The organism is Pseudomonas sp. VE 267-6A (assembly GCF_024126555.1).
Taxonomy (GTDB): domain Bacteria; phylum Pseudomonadota; class Gammaproteobacteria; order Pseudomonadales; family Pseudomonadaceae; genus Aquipseudomonas; species Aquipseudomonas palmensis.
The window spans coordinates 1-18,716 of the sequence record NZ_JAMYBY010000033.1 but is presented as its reverse complement, the minus strand read 5'-3'; the positions used below and the strand labels follow the sequence as shown (position 1 = coordinate 18,716).

The window sequence follows — 18,716 nt, the reverse complement described above, 5'->3', positions numbered from 1 at the left end:
CGCTGTGTGCGCTTTACACCTTGCTCCATCTGACTCTCCGGAAATTCGGGATGGGAGGTGTAAACCTTATTCAGGACGGGACAGCCCCATGAAAAAGGCCCCTTGCGGGGCCTTTTTTTGTAGCGTCGAATTTACAACCGGGTGACCTGGTCAGGCACGCTGTTCCAGATTTCTGCCGTCAGCGTCTCCAGCAACTTTTTCTCCTCCTTGGCCAGGTTGGCTTGCAGTACGTGGCTCTGGCGCAGGTACGCCGCTTCGGTGATGTGCCCGGCATCGGCATCTGCCTGCAAGGCCTCCATGCGGGCATGCAGCGGCTTGGCGATGCGCTGGTAGCGCTCGGCATACTGCACCTTCAGGTAACTGACCCAGAAGTCGCGCTGGGCAATCGAAGCCTTGAGCACTGCGGGCGTCTCGCCCTCTTCGATCTCCTTCTGCGCAGCCTTGATATCGGCATCGGTGACCTGGGCAGTGGCTCGGTAGCGCATGGTGTTGGGCTGCCCCGGCAGTTCGAGCGGCTCGGTCAGCGCGGTACGGTAAGCCAGTCGCACTTCGACCTCGTCCACCACCTTGCCAGCACGCACACGTGCATCGATGACGCGCCGGGCAATCAGCTCGACCTGCTCCAGACGATACAATCCGCGCGCCAGCTTCATCAGTGACCACTCGGCACCCAGCTGGGTACCCAGCGCCAGGGCGTGGTTGATCAGCACCTGCACCTCAAGCTGGCTGAACACCAGGATCACCGCATCGCCACAATTGCGCACGCTATCCAGGGTCTGCAGTACCTCCTCGCGCAGCGCCGTATTGACGCTCACTGCCTTGATCAGCGTCCACACCCGCTGCTTGAGGTCGTCGTAGGTCTCGCGAAAATCGGACGTCTCCCCCAGGTCATCGAACAGCCGGAACAGTTCGCCGGTGCCCGGTTCGGCCTTGAGCGCATCCCACATCGCCTGCAGTTCGGCCGCCTGCACCGCATCCGCACCGGCAAGCCAGGCCGTGGCACCGGCAGCCATCGGCTCGGGCGCAAAATGGACGCGCAGGTTCGGCGTCACGCCAAAGCTGATACGCGTGCGCTGACGATAGACCGTCAGCCTGACCTGGCTGTCGGCATCGATCGGGTTGCCGTGCAGGCTGGTGACCCGATTGATCCTCAACACCCGATCGACACGCTCGGCTGCGGGCGCCAGCACGTCCTGCGGCACCACCTGAATGTTGTTGGCGCGCAGGTCGACCTCTTCGAGCATGTCAAGGTCCATCAGGCCGGTCGGCCAGGTACTGATGCCCGTGTTCTGCAGCCTGAGCCCGCGCAGGTCAGCCAGGGTCGAAACATCGGGCGCGGTTATCAAGGGGTTGTGGTCCAGGTTGAGGATTCTCAGGCGAACCAGTTTGGCCAGCACCGCATTGGCAGCAGCATCCATGACCAGGCTGTTGTAGCTGAACGTCAGCCGGGTGATGCGCGGTATGGCTTCCAGCGCGGCAGGCAGGGTGCTGAACAGGTTGTTGGAAAGGTTGAGCCAGCGCGTATTGGCAAACTGCTCGATAAAGGCCTCGGGCAACTCACTCAACTGCATGTCGCGCATGAACAGCGACGCCACATGGCTGAAATCGGCACTCAGAATCGGCAGACCGTCAAGGCGCGTCTCCGACAGGTTGAGGGTGTAGCCGACGGTTCGCCCTTCAACGGATATCACCGGGCTGGACTGGCGCCGCCAGCAACGCTCGATGCGATCGGCCGCCACCTCCCGGTGGCCACGGGCGGCGAAACTCACGGACTGATCGTTGCGCCAGGCGGTCAGCTCATCGATCAGCTTGAACAGTTCCTGGCGCCGCCCCTCAAGCTTGACCAGCAGCTCCTCCTCACTGAGCCCCTCGCCTAGCTCCTGCAAAAAGGCCTGCACCTCGTCCACGGTCAGGTCGGGGTACAGCGCCCGGGCCCGCTGCACCGGCGTCTGCGGCCTGCCGAACGGGCGCCGGCCACTGAGCGGATAACCGATCTGGCCATCGAGCATGCGCATTGGCGGCTTGAACCAGCGCGTGCGCGGACGCACGCCGATGCTGCTACGCACCGCAGCCGTATCCTTGGCGGCGTTCTCGGCCAACATCAGGCGCAACGCGTCGGCCTGGTTGATGTTCAGGCCCAGCAGCACGCGCTCGCTGTCGGGCAGCGCATGCAGCATGGCGGCGCACAACGGCTCCACCCCGCCCAGCGCGTTATGCTCGCTGTCATAGGCCTGATAGCCTTCGTCCAGCCGCGCGAGAATACGCTTGGTGCCGGTGGCCGTGCTGCGCCCGACCGCCTTGAGTTCATCGCCCCACGGGCTGCCTTCACGTACCTGCAACAGCACATCGCCAGACCAACCCGGCAAGGCCTGCAACTGGTCCATGGCAACCTTCAGGCAGTCCAGGCGATCGGTGTAGCCCAGGTAGAGGCCCTCACGGGCACGCACCACGCGCGCCTGCTCCACCAGCCAGCGGGCCTGTTCGGCCAGGCGCAACGGCACCCGCGGCGGGTTGGCGGTGAGCTGCGCTCGCTCGCTGACGCTGGCACTCTCGACCAGCTCTCTGGCCTGCCGCCACGCCAGCCCGGCAAACTGCTTGCGTACCACCGCCATGCCCGCCACCTCCTGCACCGGGTCGGCGCGGTAGAGGCTGTCGAACACCTGGCTGCGGTTGACGCTGGCGTAACGGGCATAGGCTTCACGCAATTGCGTCAGGCGACCAGCCTCGGTCCTGGCCAGGTAGGGGCCGAACAGGGCCTTCTCTTCCTGTTCGGTCAAGCCCTGCAGCAGCGTTGTCAGGAAGCGACCGTCGACCAGTTCCTGGCGCGTGATCGACAGGGTCCGGTTGTCGGCGCTCAGCGGCGTACCGTACTCCTTGACCAGCTGCCCGTCCTCCATCACCCGCACCAGCACGCCGGCCGGCCAACCCGGCATGCGTGTGAGCAAGGCCAGGGGCAAGGCATCGAGCTCGGTGGCCAGTGGTTGCCCGTCGCGCATGGCCGCAATCACATCCGTCACCCTGCGGCTCATCTGCCAGCGCACCAGGCTGTCGCCGAGCAACGCCGGCAAAGGCTCGTTGTTGCTGTGCAGGCGGCGCAGGCGTGCCTCGTCGATGCCGGTGATGGCGGCCATGTTCAGCAGGTCCTCGTCACCCATGCCGTCCACCAGATGGCCCAGGCGCCGCCACAACGTCAGGCCTTCCCACTGCTGCGGGTCTTCGGCCTCGAGGCGCCAGGCCCCGGCGCCGTTGTGCACCACCGGCGGCTGGTAGGCGTCATCGCGAGGATGGCGGACCTGGTACTGGCCCGCTTCGGTGCCGACCACCTCGTAGGCGCGGCCCTGCACACGAATGTAGGTCTTGTCGCCCACGCTGTAGCGCCCCTGAAGGTCCGGCACGACCCCCGACAGATCGACATCCGCGGCATAGGGCTCCAGCTGCGGCTTCCACAGCCGGTACTGCCCGTTGGCCAGCCTGATCTGGACTGTGCCTTCCAGCAACTCGCTGCCCGGCCCGACGGCCAACGGCTTGAGGGCAAGCCCCAGGCCCACGGCGAATGCAATGTTCAGTGCCACCGACTGCAGGTGCGCCATGGCCAGCTCGCGATCACCCACCTCCCAGTCTTCGATGCCCTCGACCACCTCCCCGATCAACTGGCCGGCCGCCACCACCGCCATCACCTCCCCCAGCCCGGGTACGAAGAAGGCGGCGCTGTTGAGCACGTTCAGACCGATGCTTTCCCAGTACGCCAGGCGCGCCTCGCGGGCCGCTTCGTCCGCGTCGGCACTGGGCACGGCCAGGTGCCGCGCATCAGCCTTGGCCTTCTCGATCAGGCGTCGATGCTGCAACTCGAACAGGTCTTCTTCCACCCGGTGTTCACGCAGGTACAGGTCCGCCTCCAGGTTGGGCTGGCGCTCCAGCAGCCCGTGCTGGCCATCGACCAGGTGAAACAGATTGCTTTCCAGCAGCCCGAAGAAGCGCTCTTCATCGGCCCGTGCCACACAACCGCGCATGGCCTGCTGATAGGCGGGCGAAATCAGGTTGATGCGCAGGTCGCGCTTGAACGCCTCGATGCTCGGGTATTCCTTGAGCGGGTACAGGGGCGCGCCAGGCACATACACCAGCACAGGCTCGGTCTGCTCGCTGAGCAGGCGGTCGGCACTGGCCACCCAGATACCGGACAAGCCAATGCCGAACATTTCCAGGGTGCTGAACACCAGGGGCTTGCCGTTGTACTGGGCGGCACCGGTGCCATCGAGCCAGCCGAGCAAGGCGCTGCGGGCAGCCTCGCCAATCTCGCCCTTCATCGCCGCAATCCAGGTGCGCACGCGCAGGCGCGCCTTGTAGGCCTCGATGGACTGCCGGCGAACCCGATCATGGGTGGCCGGCGCCTCGTACACCGCAGCCAGGTGGTCCTGGTACTGCTTGCCCAGGTCCAGCTCATGGCACACGCGGGCAAAGTCGCGCGGGGCCACCGCCAGCTTGCTGCTGTAAACGTAGCGATAGCGCGGCGCGTGCTCGGTGCCAGGTACCAGCGTCATGGAAAATGCGCCCTTGGCCGCCAGGGCCGTACCGTCGTCGAATTCGGCATCCCGGGCAAAGTTCTGCAGCGCCGCCTGCAGCAGGCTCTGGCGCCTGGGCACCACGCGCACCAGCGCGCCCAGCAGTTCGGTATCGTGGGTAACGTGCACGAATTCGTGGGTGTTGACGTCGTCGTCGCGCTGCAAGTCGCGCTTGAGCCTGGCCTTGAGCAGCGGCTCGGCGAACTCGACGATGCCTTTGAGGGGGCGCAGGGTACGCGCCAACGCGTCGGCGCAGGCGCGGGCGTGCTGCTGGCAGGCGAGCAGTGCCTGGCGCTGGTCCTCGCGGGCATTGCTGAACCAGGGCGCCGGCGCATCCCCTGCGCCCTGGTGCTGTTCGGCGCCCCAGGGCCGGCTCAGGGCCGCGAAACTTGCAGGGGTGGAGTGCTTGAGCCAGTCAGGCATGCGCTGATGGATGAAGGGGCCATGCGGCCCCGGGGTGACATAGGTGTCGGTGGAATCGGTGGGAGTGGTCATGATGGTCCTCGGGGTAGATTGAACCCCAAGCAGACCCCATCATGACGCAGGTGAAGTGCTACATATTGCTCAGCGCCAGCGGCCCAGACGGCTCCACAAGCCCACCAGGGTGTTCTCGATGGAGGCGCTGGCAGCCAGGCCAACGCGCTCCTGCAGGCTCTTGCGTTCGGCAAAATGCAGGTGATACAGGTTCGAATCGCGAGCGCGTTCGCTCAGGTATTCGTCACTGGTGCGCAGCTCGTCCACCAGTTGCTTGTTCAATGCCGCCACACCCAGCCAGACCTCGCCGGTGGCCACCTCATCGATGTGCAACTGCGGGCGGTAACGCGAGACGAAATCCTTGAACAGCTGATGAGTCACGTCCAGGTCTTCCTGGAACTTCTCGCGGCCCTTCTCGGTGTTTTCGCCAAACACGGTCACGGTGCGCTTGTACTCACCCGCCGTGAACACCTCGAAGTCTACATCGTGCTTTTTCAGCAGGCGGTTGACGTTGGGCAACTGCGCCACCACCCCGATGGAGCCCAGAATGGCGAAGGGCGCACTGACGATCCTGTCACCGATGCAGGCCATCATGTAGCCGCCGCTGGCCGCCACCTTGTCGATGCACACCGTCAGCGGCACGCCGGCCTGGCGGATACGCGCCAGCTGCGAGGAGGCCAGGCCATAGCTGTGCACCATGCCGCCACCGCTTTCAAGGCGCAGTACCACTTCGTCCTTGGGCGTGGCGAGGGTCAGCAGCGCGGTGATTTCATTGCGCAGGCTCTCGGTGGCCGAGGCCTTGATGTCGCCGTCGAAATCCAGCACGAACACCCGCGGCTTGTCCTCGGGCTTTTTCTTCTGCTGCTTGTCGCGCTTGGCCTGCTGCTTGCGCAGGGCCTTGAGCTGGGCCTTGTCGAGCAGACCCGACTCCAGGCGCTCGCGCAGGTCCTTGTAGAAATCGTTGAGGCGAGTCACATGCAACTGCCCCCCGGCCTTGCGCCGGCCCTTGCCGCGCAACCCGGCAATGGCCGACAACACCACCAGGAGCGCGATCACCAGGGTCGCGGTCTTGGCCAGAAAGCTGGCGTATTCAGCAAGAAAATCCACAGTAGCTCCTTAACATGTCTGCGCCCGTACGGCGCCAAACGTGGCCCAAGCATACCGGCGCGGCCACGCCTCCACCAGCGTGGGCAACGCCCCGAAACGCAGTTCAAACGACCTTTTCAAACGCTTGTATGTTTTTTCGTTGACAGGCCGCCATCGGCCACCTACCCTCGCCAGAACCTTCACTCCAGGCATACGACGTGGGCAGCATCTACCTCATTCGACATGGCCAGGCCTCCTTTGGTGCCGACGACTACGACGTGTTGTCGCCGACCGGCATTGCCCAGAGCGAAGCACTGGGCGATCACCTCGCCCAGCTGGGCCTGCGCCTGGATCGCTGCGTGGCCGGCGACCTGCGCCGCCAGCAGCACACCGCACGCCTGGCCCTGGCCCGCCTGCAGGCTGCCGGCAGCGCGATACCCAGCCTGGAAACCGACCCTGCCTTCAACGAATTCGACGCCGACGCCGTCATCCGCGCGCTGCTGCCCGGCCTGCTGCCGGACGAGCCCGAGGCGCTGCACATCCTGCGCAATGCCCGCGACAACCGCAGCGAGTTCCAGCGCCTGTTCGCCCTGCTGGTGCAGCGCTGGCACGGCGGCGAGCACGATGTCGACGGCCTGCAAAGCTGGCAGGGCTTCGTCGCGCAGGTGCACGACGGCCTGCAACGCCTGCTGCGCGAGGCCGGGCAAGGCGACAACATTGCCATCTTCACCTCCGGCGGCACCATCACCGCCCTGCTCCACCTGATCACCGGCATCACCCCCAGCCAGGCGTTCGCGCTGAACTGGCAGATCGTCAACACCTCGCTCAGCCAGCTGAAGTTTCGTGGCCGCGAGGTGGCGCTGGCTTCCTTCAACAACCAGGCCCACGTGCAGTTGCTGAGGGTGCCGGCGCTCATCACCTACCGATGAGCACCGGCCTGTTGCGGCCCCAGGGTCGCTTACATCACTTAATAAGGAATACACCATGACCGACGTAGCTAAAGCCGTTCAAGCCATGCAAGAGAAGTTCAACCCTGCCGCCGCTGCCGGCCTGGACCTGGTGTTCGGCTTCAACATCACCGACGAAGACAAGCACTTCTCGCTGATCGTCAAGGACGGCACCTGCGACCTGCAGGAAGGCGAAAACCCTGACGCCAACTGCACCCTGGTGCTGGACAGCGAAACCCTCAAGGGCATCGTCAGCGGCGAAACCGACGGCATGCAGGCCTTCATGGGCGGCAAGCTGCGCGTCGAAGGCGACATGATGCTGTCGATGAAACTCAGCGAGCTGTTCCCGGCCTGAGCCTTGCGCTGATGCCGACCAGAACCGAAGCCTTGTGCTTCGGTTTTTTTTCGCCCGGCATCAGGGGTGGTGATCGTGGTGCAACACGCTGGCCTATAACACAGTCAAACACTTGTTCGGTTTATCCACGAGAATTAGATTAAACAATAATCAGCGACTTTCAGAATAAGGGAAAAGCATGACGCTCACCGACCAGTCGACCCAGGTTCGCCCCGGCGAAGAACTCGATGCCGCCCTCATCGACCCTTATCTCAAGGCCAGCATTCCGGGCCTGAGCGGCACGCCGGTGATCAGCCAGTTCCCCGGTGGCGCGTCCAACCTCACCTACCTGCTCAGCTACCCGGACCGCGAGTTCGTGCTGCGCCGCCCGCCGTTCGGGCAAAAGGCCAAGTCGGCCCACGACATGGGCCGCGAGTTTCGCATCCTCAACCAGCTCAACAGCGGCTTCCCCTATTGCCCCAAGGCCTACGTGCACTGCACCGACGAATCGCTGATCGGCGGCGAGTTCTACGTGATGGACCGGGTCAAGGGCATCATCCTGCGCTCGGACCTGCCCCCCGAGCTGGGCCTGGACAGCCAGCGCACCGAAGCCCTGTGCAAGAGCTTCATCGACCGCCTGGTCGAGCTGCACCAGGTGGACTACACCGCCTGCGGCCTGGCCGACCTGGGCAAGCCCGAAGGCTATGTGCAGCGCCAGATCGAAGGCTGGAGCGCACGTTATGAAAAGGCCCTGACCCCGGATGCGCCGCGCTGGGAAGCGGTGATCGCCTGGCTGCGCGAGAAGATGCCGGCCGACCATCCACGCCCCGCCATCGTGCACAACGACTACCGCTTCGACAACGTGATCCTCGACGCCGACAACCCCATGCGCATCATCGGCGTGCTGGACTGGGAAATGACCACCCTCGGCGACCCGCTGATGGACCTGGGCAATACCCTGGCCTACTGGATCGAAGCCGGCGACCCTGCGCCCGTGCAACTGATGCGTCGCCAGCCGAGCAACGCACCGGGCATGCTCACCCGGCGCCAGTTCGTCGACTACTACGCCGAACGTGCCGGGCTGCAGATCGACAACTTCGACTTCTACTACACCTACGGCCTGTTCCGCCTGGCCGGCATCGTGCAGCAGATCTACTACCGCTTCTTCCATGGCCAGACCCAGGACAAGCGCTTCGCCCAGTTCGTGCACATGAACAAGCTGCTGGAGCACATGAGCCTGCAGGTCATCGGCAAATCCACGCTCTGACGCCCTACAACTACAAGGAACCCGCCCCATGTCCAAGACCCAGTTGTTCGACCTCGACGGCAAGATCGCCTTCGTGTCCGGCGCCAGCCGCGGCATCGGCGAGGCGATTGCCCACCTGCTGGCCCAGCAGGGTGCCCACGTGATCGTGTCCAGCCGCAAGCTCGACGGCTGCCAGCACGTGGCCGACGCGATCATCGCCGCCGGCGGCAAGGCCACGGCGGTGGCCTGCCACATTGGCGAGATGGAACAGATCGGCGCGGTGTTCGCCGGCATTCGCGAGCAGTTCGGGCGCCTGGACATCCTGGTCAACAACGCCGCCACCAACCCGCAGTTCTGCAACGTGCTGGACACCGACCTGAGCGCCTTCCAGAAGACCGTCGACGTGAACATCCGCGGCTACTTCTTCATGTCGGTCGAGGCCGGCAAGCTGATGCGCGAAAACGGCGGCGGCAGCATCATCAACGTGGCATCGATCAATGGCGTATCGCCGGGGGTGTTCCAGGGGATCTACTCGGTGACCAAGGCGGCGGTGATCAACATGACCAAGGTGTTCGCCAAGGAATGCGCCCCCTTTGGCATCCGCTGCAATGCGCTGCTGCCGGGGCTGACCGACACCAGGTTCGCCTCGGCGCTGGTCAAGAACGAAGCGATCCTGAACACGGCGCTGCAGCAGATCCCGCTCAAGCGCGTGGCCGATCCGAAGGAGATGGCGGGCGCGGTGCTGTACCTGGCCAGCGATGCGTCCAGCTACACCACCGGTACGGCGTTGAATGTGGATGGGGGGTTCCTGTCCTGATACCGCAAAGCGGGTCAAGCCCGCTCCCACAAGGATCACCGCTATTTCTGTGGGAGCGGGCTTGACCCGCGATAGGGCCCTGACAGGCACGCACCATCTCCTTTACCATAGCGCCCCTCAGGCGCAGCTTTACCGTTCTGCGCCCCAGTCGAATAAGCCCAACACCATGCCCTTCGAACTCAGCGTAGATCTCACCACCCTAGCCATTCTTGCCGCCGTGGCCTTCGTGGCCGGGTTCATCGACGCCATCGCCGGCGGCGGCGGCCTGCTCACCACCCCCGCTCTGCTCACCGCCGGCATGCCGCCGCACCTGGTGCTGGGCACCAACAAGCTCAGCTCCACCTTCGGCTCGGCCACCGCCGGCTTCACCTACTACCGGCGCAAGCTGTTCCACCCCGCACAGTGGCGACATGCCCTGGTCGGTACCCTGGTAGGGGCCTTCATCGGCGCCATCGTTGCCCACTACCTGCCGGCCGAATGGCTGAACAAGATGCTCCCGGTGGTGGTGTTCGCCTGCGGCGTTTACCTGCTGTTCGGCGGCACGCCAAAGGCGCCGCTGGACGCCGATGCGCCGATCAAGAAGAAGTGGCAACTGCCCCAGGGCTTGACCCTGGGTTTCTATGACGGCGTGGCCGGCCCGGGCACCGGCGCGTTCTGGACCGTCAGCACCCTGCTGCTCTACCCCATCGACCTGGTCAAGGCCAGCGGCGTGGCGCGCAGCATGAACTTCGTGAGCAACGCCGCAGCACTGTCGGTGTTCATCTTCTCCGGCCAGGTAGACTGGGCGGTGGGCCTGGCCATGGGCTCGTCGCTGATGGTCGGCGCGTTCTTCGGCGCACGCACCGCCATCAGCGGCGGCAGCAAGTTCATCCGCCCGGTGTTCATCACCGTGGTGCTGGCCCTGACCGTGCGCCTAGCGTGGCAGCACTGGTTCGGCCAGGCCTAGGCGGCGCGCCACGTACAGGTCGATCAGGTAACGCGCAATCGAGCGGCCCGCCGGCAACGGCGGCAGCGCATGCACGCTGAACCACTGGGCATCCTCGATCTCGTCGGCCTGCATCACGATCTCGCCGCCGGCGTATTCGGCATGAAAGCCCAGCATCATCGAATGCGGGAACGGCCAGCACTGGCTGCCCACGTACTGGAGGTTCTTCACCTCCAGCGCCACCTCTTCACGCACCTCGCGCACCAGGCAGTCCTCGGCCGACTCGCCCGGCTCGGCAAACCCGGCCAGGGTGCTGTACACGCCGGTCACGAAGCGTGGCGAGCGCGCCAGCAGTATCTCGTCGCCACGGGTGATCAGCACGATCATGCTCGGCGAAATGCGCGGGTAGCTGCGCAGCTCGCAGCCGGCGCAGTACATCGCGCGCTCCCACTGGATCTGCACCATCGCCTGCCCGCAACTGCCGCAAAAGCGGTGCTCGCGGGCCCAGGTGGCGATCTGCGCGGCATAACCGAGGAGGGTGTAGGTATCGGAATCGCCTTCCAGCATGAACTGGCGCAGGCCGCGCCAGCTGCAGCCCTGCGGCGCCTGTGCCGAGCGCAGTTCGAGCAGAAACACCGGCTGGCCGTCGAAGTGGCCGATGCCGTGCTCGCACACCACGTCCAGGTCCTGGCGCCTGAGCCAGTCCCGCGGGAACAGCGCGCCGTTGGCGTCCACCAGAAAGCCCTCGGCACAGTGGGCGACGGCCAGGCCGCCGGGGGTGTTGGGGTCCAGTACTGCAGTGGTCCAGCGCGCTGACATGTTGCGTTCCTTGAGGGTTCGCGACCGGGCTCAGTCGTCGAACTGCGGTTTCTGTTTGCTCATGCTGGCGGCCATCGCCACCCGCAGGTCGGTGGATTGCAACATGGCAGCGTTCCAGGTGGCAATGTATTCCAGCCCGTCGTCGATGCGGTGATCGCGCATGTAGCTGAGCATCTCCTTGGTGCCGGCCACGGCAATCGGGGATTTGCCCGCGATCTCGGCGGCAATCGCAAAGACCCCGTCCAGCAGGCTGGCCTGATCGTCGAAGGTGCGGTTGACCAGGCCGATCTGGCGCGCCTCGTCGGCGCCGACAGTGCGCCCGGTGTAGGCCAGCTCGCGCAGCATGCCGTCGCCGATGATGCGTGGCAGGCGCTGCAGGGTGCCGACGTCGGCGGCCATGCCCATGTCGATTTCCTTGATCGAGAACTGCGCATCGGCAGCCGCGTAGCGCATGTCGCAGGCGGCGATCAGGTCGATCGCGCCGCCCAGGCAGTAGCCCTGGATGGCTGCCAGGACCGGCTTGCGGCAGGTATCCACGGCATTGAACGAGGCCTGCATCTGCAGGATCTTGCGCCGCAGCAGGCGCGCGTTGCGGCCTACGTCCTTGCCCATTTCGTTGGCCACCGAGGCCAGCAGCATCAGGTCTATGCCGGAAGAAAAATGCTTGCCAGCGCCGCTGATCACCACCACGCGCACCGCGTCGGTCTCGTCGATCCACTGGAAGATCTCGACGATCTCGCTCCAGAACGCGGCATTCATGGCGTTGATCTTTTCCGGGCGGTTGATCTGGACGTGGGCGATGCTGTTCGACAGTTCGACCTTGAACGCGGTGTAGTCGGTCACGTGGCACTCCTTGGGCTGACGCGGGATGGGGTGGCTGGACTATATCGCAGACCGTAGGCGGCGCTTGTGCCAAAGGCTGGGCTGTTGCTCCTGCACTGCAGGAGCCGACCTTGCCGGCGAAGCGGCCACCGCAGTCACCCGCAGCGGGCCCTGTCGCGCACCGGACACTGCGCCCGGTGCAGGTTCAACGCCGTGTTGATGATGCCGATATGGCTGAAGGCCTGCGGGAAATTGCCCAGCATGCGGCCACCTTGCGGGTCGTACTGCTCGGCCAGCAGCCCCACATCGTTGCACAGCCCGCACAGGCGCTCGAACAACGCCTGGGCCTCTTGCTGACGCCCCAGCAGCACGTACACGTCCGCCAGCCAGAACGAGCACACCAGAAACGTACCCTCCCCCGGCGCCAGCCCATCGCAGCCGCTGTCGCTGTCGTAGCGGCGCACCAGCCCGTCATGCAGCAGGCGCTTCTCGATCTGCGCCAGGGTTGCCAGAAACCTCGGGTCGTCGGCTGGCAGAAAACCGGTCAGGGCAATCTGCAGCAGGCTCGCGTCCATCTCCTGCGAGCCATAGGCCTGCACAAAACAGCCCAGCTGCGCATCGACGCCCTGCTCGCACACCTGGCGATGGATCTGCGCGGCCACCTCGCGGTAGTGCGCAGCCTGGGCTTTGCCCTCCTCGGTCGGCTCGCTCAGGCTGGCCGCCCGATCGAACGCCACCCAGGCCATCACCTTGGAGTGGGTGAAATGCTGCTGCGGCCCGCGCACCTCCCAGATGCCCTCGTCGGGCTGGCGCCAGATGGTCTCCAGGTACGGCATGATCACCCGCCCGATCGCCGCACTGCGCGGCAAGCGCGGCAGGCCGCCACGCATCGCCTGACACAGCGCATCGGCCACCTCGCCATAGATGTCCAGCTGGTGCTGCACCGCCGCGGCATTGCCCACCCGCACCGGCTGCGAACCGGCATAGCCGGCCAGCCAGGGCAGCTCGTACTCCGGCAGCCGGCGCTCGCCGGCCAGGCCGTACATGATCTGCATCTGCTCGGGGTTGCCCGCCACCGAGCGCAGCAGCCATTCGCGCCAGGCCTGGGCCTCCTCGAAGTAACCCAGGTTCATGAACGCCAGCAAGGTCATGGTGGCATCGCGCAGCCAGCAGTAGCGGTAATCCCAGTTGCGCTCGCCACCCAGGTGCTCCGGCAGCGAGGTGGTGGCCGCGGCCACGATGCCGCCGGTGGGTGCATAGGTCAGCGCCTTGAGGGTGATCAGCGAGCGCTTGACCCGCGCCGTGTGCTCGCCCACCTGCGGGCAGCGCGCAGCAAACTCGCGCCACTTGTGCGCGGTGTCCAGCAGCGCCTGCTCCGGCTCGAAGGCCGGCTGCAACGGCAGGTGCGATGGCTGGTGGCTCAGGCTGAAGGTGTGGCGCTGCCCGGCCTTCACGCTGAAGCGGCTGCCGGTATGGTGATCGCGTGCGTGGGTGCTTACCGTGCTGCGCAGGGTCAGGCGGTCCGGCCCGGCCACGGCGGTCAGGGTCAGCGGGTCGAGCTTCTCGACCCAGGGCACGCTGCTGCCATAGTCGAAGCGCATCACCAGGTCCATGTCGAAGGCCACCTCGCCCTCCAGCCCCTCGACGATGCGCAGCACGCTGTGGTGCGCGTCGTCCAGCGGCATGCAGTCGATCAGCCGCGCACGGCCGCTGGCAGTGACGAAGGTGGTGTGCAGGATCAGGGTGTCCTGCTGGTACTCGCGGGTTACCTCCAGCGGCGCTTCGCGCGGCGCGATCTGCCAGCGCCCGTTTTCTTCGTCGCCCAGCAGCGCGGCAAAGCAGGCCGGCGAGTCGAAGCGTGGAAAGCACAGCCAGTCCAGCGAGCCGTCACGGCCCACCAGTGCTGCGCTGCGGCAATTGCCCAGTAGTGCGTAGTCTTCGATGGCGCCCGTCATGAACCTCCCGTCAACCAATGCTGTGCCAGACCCGCCGATCGCGGGCCAGCAGTTCGTCGGCCGCCTGCGGCCCGTCTTCCCCGGCCGCATACGGCTGTACCTCGCCGCCCTGCGCCCAGGCGTCCAGGAACGGCTGTACCGCACGCCAGCCGTTCTCGATGTTGTCGGCACGCTGGAACAGCGTCTGGTCGCCCGTCAGGCAGTCGTAGATCAGGGTTTCGTAGCCCGTGGAGGGCTGCATCTTGAAGAAGTCCTTGTAGGCAAAACCCAGCTCGACGTTCTCCATGGCCAGGGTCGGCCCCGGGCGCTTGGCCTGCAGGTCGAACCACATGCCCTCGTTGGGCTGGATCTGGATCTTCAGGTAGTTGGGCTTGGGCCGCTCGGCGTCGCTGTCGCGAAACTGCGCATAGGGCGCCGGCTTGAAGCAGATGGCAATCTCGGTGTCACGCACGCTCATGCGCTTGCCGGTGCGCAGGTAGAACGGCACGCCCACCCAGCGCCAGTTGTCGATCATCACCTTGAGCGCCACGTAGGTTTCGGTCTGGCTGTCGGGGTCGACCCGTGGCTCTTCGCGGTAGCCGGCCAGCTTCTTGCGCCCCAGCTTGCCGGCGGTGTACTGCCCGCGCACCGAGTTCTTCAGGGCCATGGCCTTGGACCACGGGCGAATCGCACCGATCACCTTGGCCTTTTCACTGCGCACCGCGTCCGCGCCAAAGGCGGCGGGCGGCTCCATCGCCACCATCGCCAGCAGCTGGAACAGGTGGTTGGGCACCATGTCGCGCAGTGCCCCGGTGGTGTCGTAGAAGGCGCCACGGGTTTCCACGCCCACCGTCTCGGCAGCGGTGATCTGCACGTGATCGATGTAGTGGTTGTTCCAGAACGCCTCGAACAGGCCGTTGGAAAAACGGCTGACCAGGATGTTCTGTACCGTCTCCTTGCCCAGGTAGTGGTCGATGCGGTAGATCTGCTTTTCGCTCATCACCTTGAGCAGGCAGGCGTTCAGCGCCTCGGCGCTGGCCAGGTCCGAACCGAAGGGCTTCTCCACCACCACCCGACGAAAGCCGTTGGCCTCGTCCAGCAGCCCGGCCGCCCCCAGTTGCTGCACCACGCCGCTGAAAAAACGCGGCGAGGTGGCCAGGTAGAAGATCGCGTTGCCGGTGCGCCCCTTGTCGATGCGCTCGGCGATGGCCTGGTAGGTGGAGGGCTCCATGAAGTCGCCGGTGAGGTAACCGATGCCCTTGGCCAGGCGCTTCCACAGCTTGTCGTCCAGGCACCGGGTGGCGCCCTCGCCCTGGTCGCGTTCACGCATGAAGGTTTCCAGGCGCTCGGCGAATTCGCCGTCGGTGGCCGGGTTGTGGTCGACCCCGACGATGCGCATGCCTTTGTCCAGCAGGCCGTCGCGGTGCAGGTTGTACAGCGCCGGCATCAGCAGGCGTTTGACCAGGTCGCCATTGGCGCCAAACAGGAACAGGGTACAGGCTGGTGCCGCTTCGACATCGTGTTCACTCATTCGGGCTTCTCGACATGGCCACCAAAACCGAAGCGCATCGCCGACAGCAGCTTGTCACCGTAGGTGCCCTGCTGCTGGCGTGAACGAAAGCGCGCGAACAGTGCGCTGGACAACACCGGTACCGGCACCGCCTGCTCCACCGCCGCATCGATGGTCCAGCGCCCTTCTCCGCTGTCGGACACCGAGCCGCTGTAGCTGCCCAGCTGCGGGTCGGCCACCAGTGCATCGGCGGTCAGGTCCAGCAGCCACGAGGTGACCACGCTGCCGCGGCGCCACACCTCGGCGATTTCGGGCAGGTTGAGGTCGAAGCGCTGGTCGGCCGGCAGGCTTTCGCTGGCCTTGGTCTTGAGAATGTCGAAGCCCTCGGCATAGGCCTGCATCAGGCCGTACTCGATGCCGTTGTGGATCATCTTGACGAAATGCCCGGCGCCGGGTGGCCCGGCATGGATATAGCCCTTTTCGGCGCGCTCGCTGGGGCCGGTACGGCCACGGGTACGTGGAATGTCGCCCTCACCCGGTGCCAGGGTGGCGAACAGCGGCTCGAGGCGTTCGAAAATCGCCTGCTCGCCGCCGATCATCATGCAGTAGCCGCGCTCAAGGCCCCACACGCCACCGGAGGTGCCGACGTCCACGTAGTGCAACTGGCGCTCGGCCAGGTGCTGGGCGCGGCGGATGTCGTCCTTGTAGAAGGTATTGCCGCCGTCGATGATCACATCGTCCGCTTCCAGCAGGTCGGCCAGTTGCGCGATGGTCTGCTCGGTGGCCTCGCCCGCCGGCAGCATCACCCAGACCGCGCGCGGCGCGTCCAGTTGCTGCACCAGTGCGGCCAGGTCGGCGGCGCCTGTGGCGCCCTCGGCCACCAGCGTATCGATGGCGGGCGCGTTGCGGTCATGCACCACGGTGTGGTGCCCCTCGCGCATCAGGCGCCTTGCAATATTGCCGCCCATGCGGCCCAGCCCCACGATTCCCAGTTGCATGTGCCGATGCTCCGTAAAGTGTAGAAAGCCTGCTCAGGCCTTCAAGGTTAGTCCAGGCAGGCCCGGGTTGGTTTCATCGACCAACGGCACGACAGCGATAAACAAAAAAGTTCCCATGACAGGAAAAAGAATTCAGAATCGCGGCCGATCGAGCGTCTACGCTCAAACCATGTACCAAACCAATTGCGAGGTGTGCAATGGGAACCTTGATGTCAGCGAGCCCACCCCAGACCCTTTACGTGAGCGTGCGCCGCGACGAACTGCGCCGCCTCAAGGAAGAACGCGACCAGTTGCAGCGTCAGGTGGCGCAGCTGAGCCTGCTGTTGCAACAGGCCCAGGGCAGCGACAAGGCCGTGGTCACTCTCTAGGCGGCCAGCAGCGCCCGCGCCGAATACACAGCGCCGGCCACCGCCACCAGCAACAGCACCAGCCCCGACAGCCGGGCCACCAGCGCCCGGTGCCGCTGCGCCAGGGCGCCGCGCATCAGCGCGATGTACAGCGCCAGCACCCCCAGGTCGACCACCAGCCACAACGCCGCCAGCACCCCGATGCTGGTGCCGAACGAGGCCGTGACGTGGATGAACTGCGGGAAGAACGCCACGAAGAACAGAATGTCCTTGGGGTTGGCGATACCCACCGCAAAGCCGTGCCACCAGCCACTTGCCCTGGGCGGCGGCGCATCCTCCACGGCTGGCGCACGCAGCGCCCCCAGCCCCAGCCAGGCCATGAACACGCACCCCACCAGCGCCACCGCATTGAGAACCACCGGGCTGAGTGCCAGGCTGCCGGCCAGGATCAGCGCAGCGGCGGCCACCAGCACCAGGGAGGCGGCATTGGCCCCCAGCGCCGTGCGTATGGCCGCCCCGGTGCCCGAACGCCCGCTGGTGCCGACCACCAGCGCCACCACCGGCCCAGGGGTGGCGATCAGAATGAGTACAGTGCCCAGGTAGGCCAACAGCAGCGTGGTGTTCAAAAGAGGCTCCTTTGTCGTCAATGCAGGTCAGGTGCAGAGTGTGCGCAGCTGCATGGCCCTTGAAAAACGCAAAATGCTCTGCCCTACTACGACAAATACTCATCATGGACTGCCCCTGGCATGGTTGAACGTCTGCCCCCGTTGTATGCACTGCGCGCCTTTGAAGTGGCGGCGCGCACCTGTTCGTTCACCCGCGCCGGGGAAGAGCTGGCGCTGACCCAGAGCGCCATCAGCCGCCATATCCGCACCCTGGAAGCCCAGTTCGGTTGCCGCCTGTTCGAGCGCCACGGCCCGCGCCTGCGCCTCACCGACGCCGGGCGGCGTCTGGCCGAGCAACTGGGGGCGGGCTTTGCCCTGATCGAACAGGCCTGCCAGCCGTTTCGCAGCGCTTCGCGCCACCTGCGCCTGAAGGCGCCCTCCACCCTGACCATGCGCTGGCTGCTGGGCTGCATCCAGCGTTACGCCCTGGCCGACACCGTGCAGCTGGCAAGCGTGTGGATGGACGTCGACAGCGTGGATTTTGCCAGCGAGCCCTACGACTGCGCGGTGCTGCTGGGCAATGGGCAGTTCGGTGGGCAGGTCGAGGTGTGCAAGCTGTTCGATGAGCGATTGATCCCGATCTGTGCGCCGGGGTTGCTGGGGGATGGCGTGTGGGATGCGCAGCGGCTGGCCAGGGTGGCGTTGCTGCACCCGTCCAATGACCGGCGGGACTGGCAGCGCTGGCTGCGCGGGGCGGGCCTGCTCGAGCAGGTCGACCTGCAGCGCGGCACGCTGTTCGATACGCTGGAGCAAGGGATTGCGGCGGCCATGGCCGGGCATGGCGTGTCGATCGGCGACCTGGCGCTGGTGAGCGACGATGTACGCGCCGGGCGGCTGGCGTTGCCGTTCGAACAGGCGGTGGCAACGGGAGATGCCTACTACCTGGTGTGGCCGGTAGGCAGTGTGTGGCGCGAGAGCCTCGAGCGGCTACGGGTGTACCTGCTGGGGCAGTTGCCGGCCTGAAAAACTTCGCGGGTCAAGCCCGCTCCCACAGGTACGGCGCTGGTTTCGAGAACGGCGCTGTACCTGTGGGAGCGGGCTTGACCCGCGACAAGGCCCTCAAGCCCGACCTCAGTTCGAACAGGCGGTGGCAACGGGAGATGCCTACTACCTGGTGTGGCCGGTAGGCAGTGCGTGGCGCGAGAGCATCGAGCGGCTACGGGTGTACCTGCTGGGGCAGTTGCCGGCCTGAAAAACTTCGCGGGTCAAGCCCGCTCCCACAGGTACGGCGCT

General features: G+C 65.6%; 14 protein-coding genes and 1 pseudogene. 7 read left to right on the top strand and 8 right to left on the bottom strand.

Annotated elements, in window-relative coordinates:
- Positions 1-131: 131 nt before the first annotated feature.
- Entirely contained in the window at positions 132-5,054 is a 4,923-nt protein-coding gene (locus tag NJH59_RS25130; protein ID WP_253087448.1) for an NEL-type E3 ubiquitin ligase domain-containing protein, read from the bottom strand.
- A gap of 69 nt (positions 5,055-5,123) precedes the next feature.
- A complete protein-coding gene (gene sohB / locus NJH59_RS25125; protein WP_054915449.1) occupies positions 5,124-6,140 on the bottom strand; it encodes a protease SohB in 1,017 nt (338 codons plus the stop codon).
- 197 nt (positions 6,141-6,337) lie between these two features.
- On the opposite strand from sohB, the gene NJH59_RS25120 reads away from it, so the two are divergent.
- From NJH59_RS25120 to NJH59_RS25100, 5 genes are all read left to right on the top strand, one after another.
- Positions 6,338-7,048: a histidine phosphatase family protein gene (locus tag NJH59_RS25120; protein ID WP_253087447.1), complete on the top strand. Its 711-nt coding sequence runs from the start codon at positions 6,338-6,340 to the stop codon at positions 7,046-7,048.
- 55 nt (positions 7,049-7,103) lie between these two features.
- Positions 7,104-7,421, top strand: a complete 318-nt coding sequence (locus NJH59_RS25115; RefSeq protein WP_043859921.1) for an SCP2 sterol-binding domain-containing protein — start codon at positions 7,104-7,106, stop codon at positions 7,419-7,421.
- A 178-nt stretch (positions 7,422-7,599) separates the two neighbouring features.
- Positions 7,600-8,667: a phosphotransferase family protein gene (locus NJH59_RS25110; RefSeq protein WP_054915451.1), complete on the top strand. Its 1,068-nt coding sequence runs from the start codon at positions 7,600-7,602 to the stop codon at positions 8,665-8,667.
- 28 nt (positions 8,668-8,695) lie between these two features.
- The gene (locus tag NJH59_RS25105) at positions 8,696-9,463 is read left to right on the top strand and encodes an SDR family oxidoreductase (RefSeq protein WP_043859923.1); all 768 of its coding nucleotides are present in this window, start codon (positions 8,696-8,698) and stop codon (positions 9,461-9,463) included.
- A 166-nt stretch (positions 9,464-9,629) separates the two neighbouring features.
- Positions 9,630-10,409: a TSUP family transporter gene (locus tag NJH59_RS25100; RefSeq protein WP_043859924.1), complete on the top strand. Its 780-nt coding sequence runs from the start codon at positions 9,630-9,632 to the stop codon at positions 10,407-10,409.
- Here NJH59_RS25100 and nudC read toward each other — a convergent pair.
- From nudC to gnd, 5 genes and pseudogenes are all read right to left on the bottom strand, one after another.
- Positions 10,377-11,207, bottom strand: coding sequence for an NAD(+) diphosphatase (nudC, locus tag NJH59_RS25095; protein ID WP_058541138.1), 831 nt, complete (start codon positions 11,205-11,207; stop codon positions 10,377-10,379). The genes NJH59_RS25100 and nudC overlap by 33 nt on opposite strands.
- Positions 11,208-11,237: 30 nt before the next feature.
- Positions 11,238-12,050, bottom strand: coding sequence for a crotonase/enoyl-CoA hydratase family protein (locus NJH59_RS25090; protein WP_043859926.1), 813 nt, complete (start codon positions 12,048-12,050; stop codon positions 11,238-11,240).
- Between the two features lie 134 nt (positions 12,051-12,184).
- The gene (locus tag NJH59_RS25085; protein ID WP_054915454.1) at positions 12,185-13,984 is read right to left on the bottom strand and encodes a glycoside hydrolase family 15 protein; all 1,800 of its coding nucleotides are present in this window, start codon (positions 13,982-13,984) and stop codon (positions 12,185-12,187) included.
- 10 nt (positions 13,985-13,994) lie between these two features.
- Positions 13,995-15,494: a glucose-6-phosphate dehydrogenase gene (gene zwf, locus NJH59_RS25080; RefSeq protein ID WP_253087446.1), complete on the bottom strand. Its 1,500-nt coding sequence runs from the start codon at positions 15,492-15,494 to the stop codon at positions 13,995-13,997.
- Positions 15,491-16,477 (bottom strand): annotated as a pseudogene (gnd, locus tag NJH59_RS25075) (phosphogluconate dehydrogenase (NAD(+)-dependent, decarboxylating)); the annotation flags it as partial. The pseudogene gnd and the gene zwf, both read right to left, overlap by 4 nt.
- Before the next feature lie 191 nt (positions 16,478-16,668).
- Here gnd and NJH59_RS25070 point away from each other — a divergent pair.
- Positions 16,669-16,839, top strand: coding sequence for a DUF6026 family protein (locus tag NJH59_RS25070; RefSeq protein WP_221181553.1), 171 nt, complete (start codon positions 16,669-16,671; stop codon positions 16,837-16,839).
- Here the strand turns inward: NJH59_RS25070 and NJH59_RS25065 are convergent.
- Positions 16,836-17,444, bottom strand: a complete 609-nt coding sequence (locus NJH59_RS25065; RefSeq protein ID WP_043862636.1) for a LysE family translocator — start codon at positions 17,442-17,444, stop codon at positions 16,836-16,838. The two genes, NJH59_RS25070 and NJH59_RS25065, sit on opposite strands and share 4 nt — an antisense overlap.
- A 120-nt stretch (positions 17,445-17,564) precedes the next feature.
- Here NJH59_RS25065 and NJH59_RS25060 point away from each other — a divergent pair, with 120 nt between their 5' ends.
- Positions 17,565-18,446 (top strand): LysR family transcriptional regulator, encoded by an 882-nt coding sequence (locus NJH59_RS25060; RefSeq protein ID WP_253087445.1) that lies wholly within the window; start codon positions 17,565-17,567, stop codon positions 18,444-18,446.
- Positions 18,447-18,716: the final 270 nt, after the last annotated feature.

What these genes read in the sequence shown, in the direction of transcription:
- NJH59_RS25130 (WP_253087448.1), bottom strand. Translation starts at nt 5,054, where the DNA reads ATGACCACTCCCACCGATTCCACCGACACCTATGTCACCCCGGGGCCG.
- NJH59_RS25115 (WP_043859921.1), top strand. Translation starts at nt 7,104, where the DNA reads ATGACCGACGTAGCTAAAGCCGTTCAAGCCATGCAAGAGAAGTTCAAC.
- NJH59_RS25110 (WP_054915451.1), top strand. Translation starts at nt 7,600, where the DNA reads ATGACGCTCACCGACCAGTCGACCCAGGTTCGCCCCGGCGAAGAACTC.
- NJH59_RS25105 (WP_043859923.1), top strand. Translation starts at nt 8,696, where the DNA reads ATGTCCAAGACCCAGTTGTTCGACCTCGACGGCAAGATCGCCTTCGTG.
- NJH59_RS25100 (WP_043859924.1), top strand. Translation starts at nt 9,630, where the DNA reads ATGCCCTTCGAACTCAGCGTAGATCTCACCACCCTAGCCATTCTTGCC.
- nudC (WP_058541138.1), bottom strand. Translation starts at nt 11,207, where the DNA reads ATGTCAGCGCGCTGGACCACTGCAGTACTGGACCCCAACACCCCCGGC.
- NJH59_RS25085 (WP_054915454.1), bottom strand. Translation starts at nt 13,984, where the DNA reads ATGACGGGCGCCATCGAAGACTACGCACTACTGGGCAATTGCCGCAGC.
- zwf (WP_253087446.1), bottom strand. Translation starts at nt 15,494, where the DNA reads ATGAGTGAACACGATGTCGAAGCGGCACCAGCCTGTACCCTGTTCCTG.
- NJH59_RS25070 (WP_221181553.1), top strand. Translation starts at nt 16,669, where the DNA reads ATGGGAACCTTGATGTCAGCGAGCCCACCCCAGACCCTTTACGTGAGC.
- NJH59_RS25060 (WP_253087445.1), top strand. Translation starts at nt 17,565, where the DNA reads ATGGTTGAACGTCTGCCCCCGTTGTATGCACTGCGCGCCTTTGAAGTG.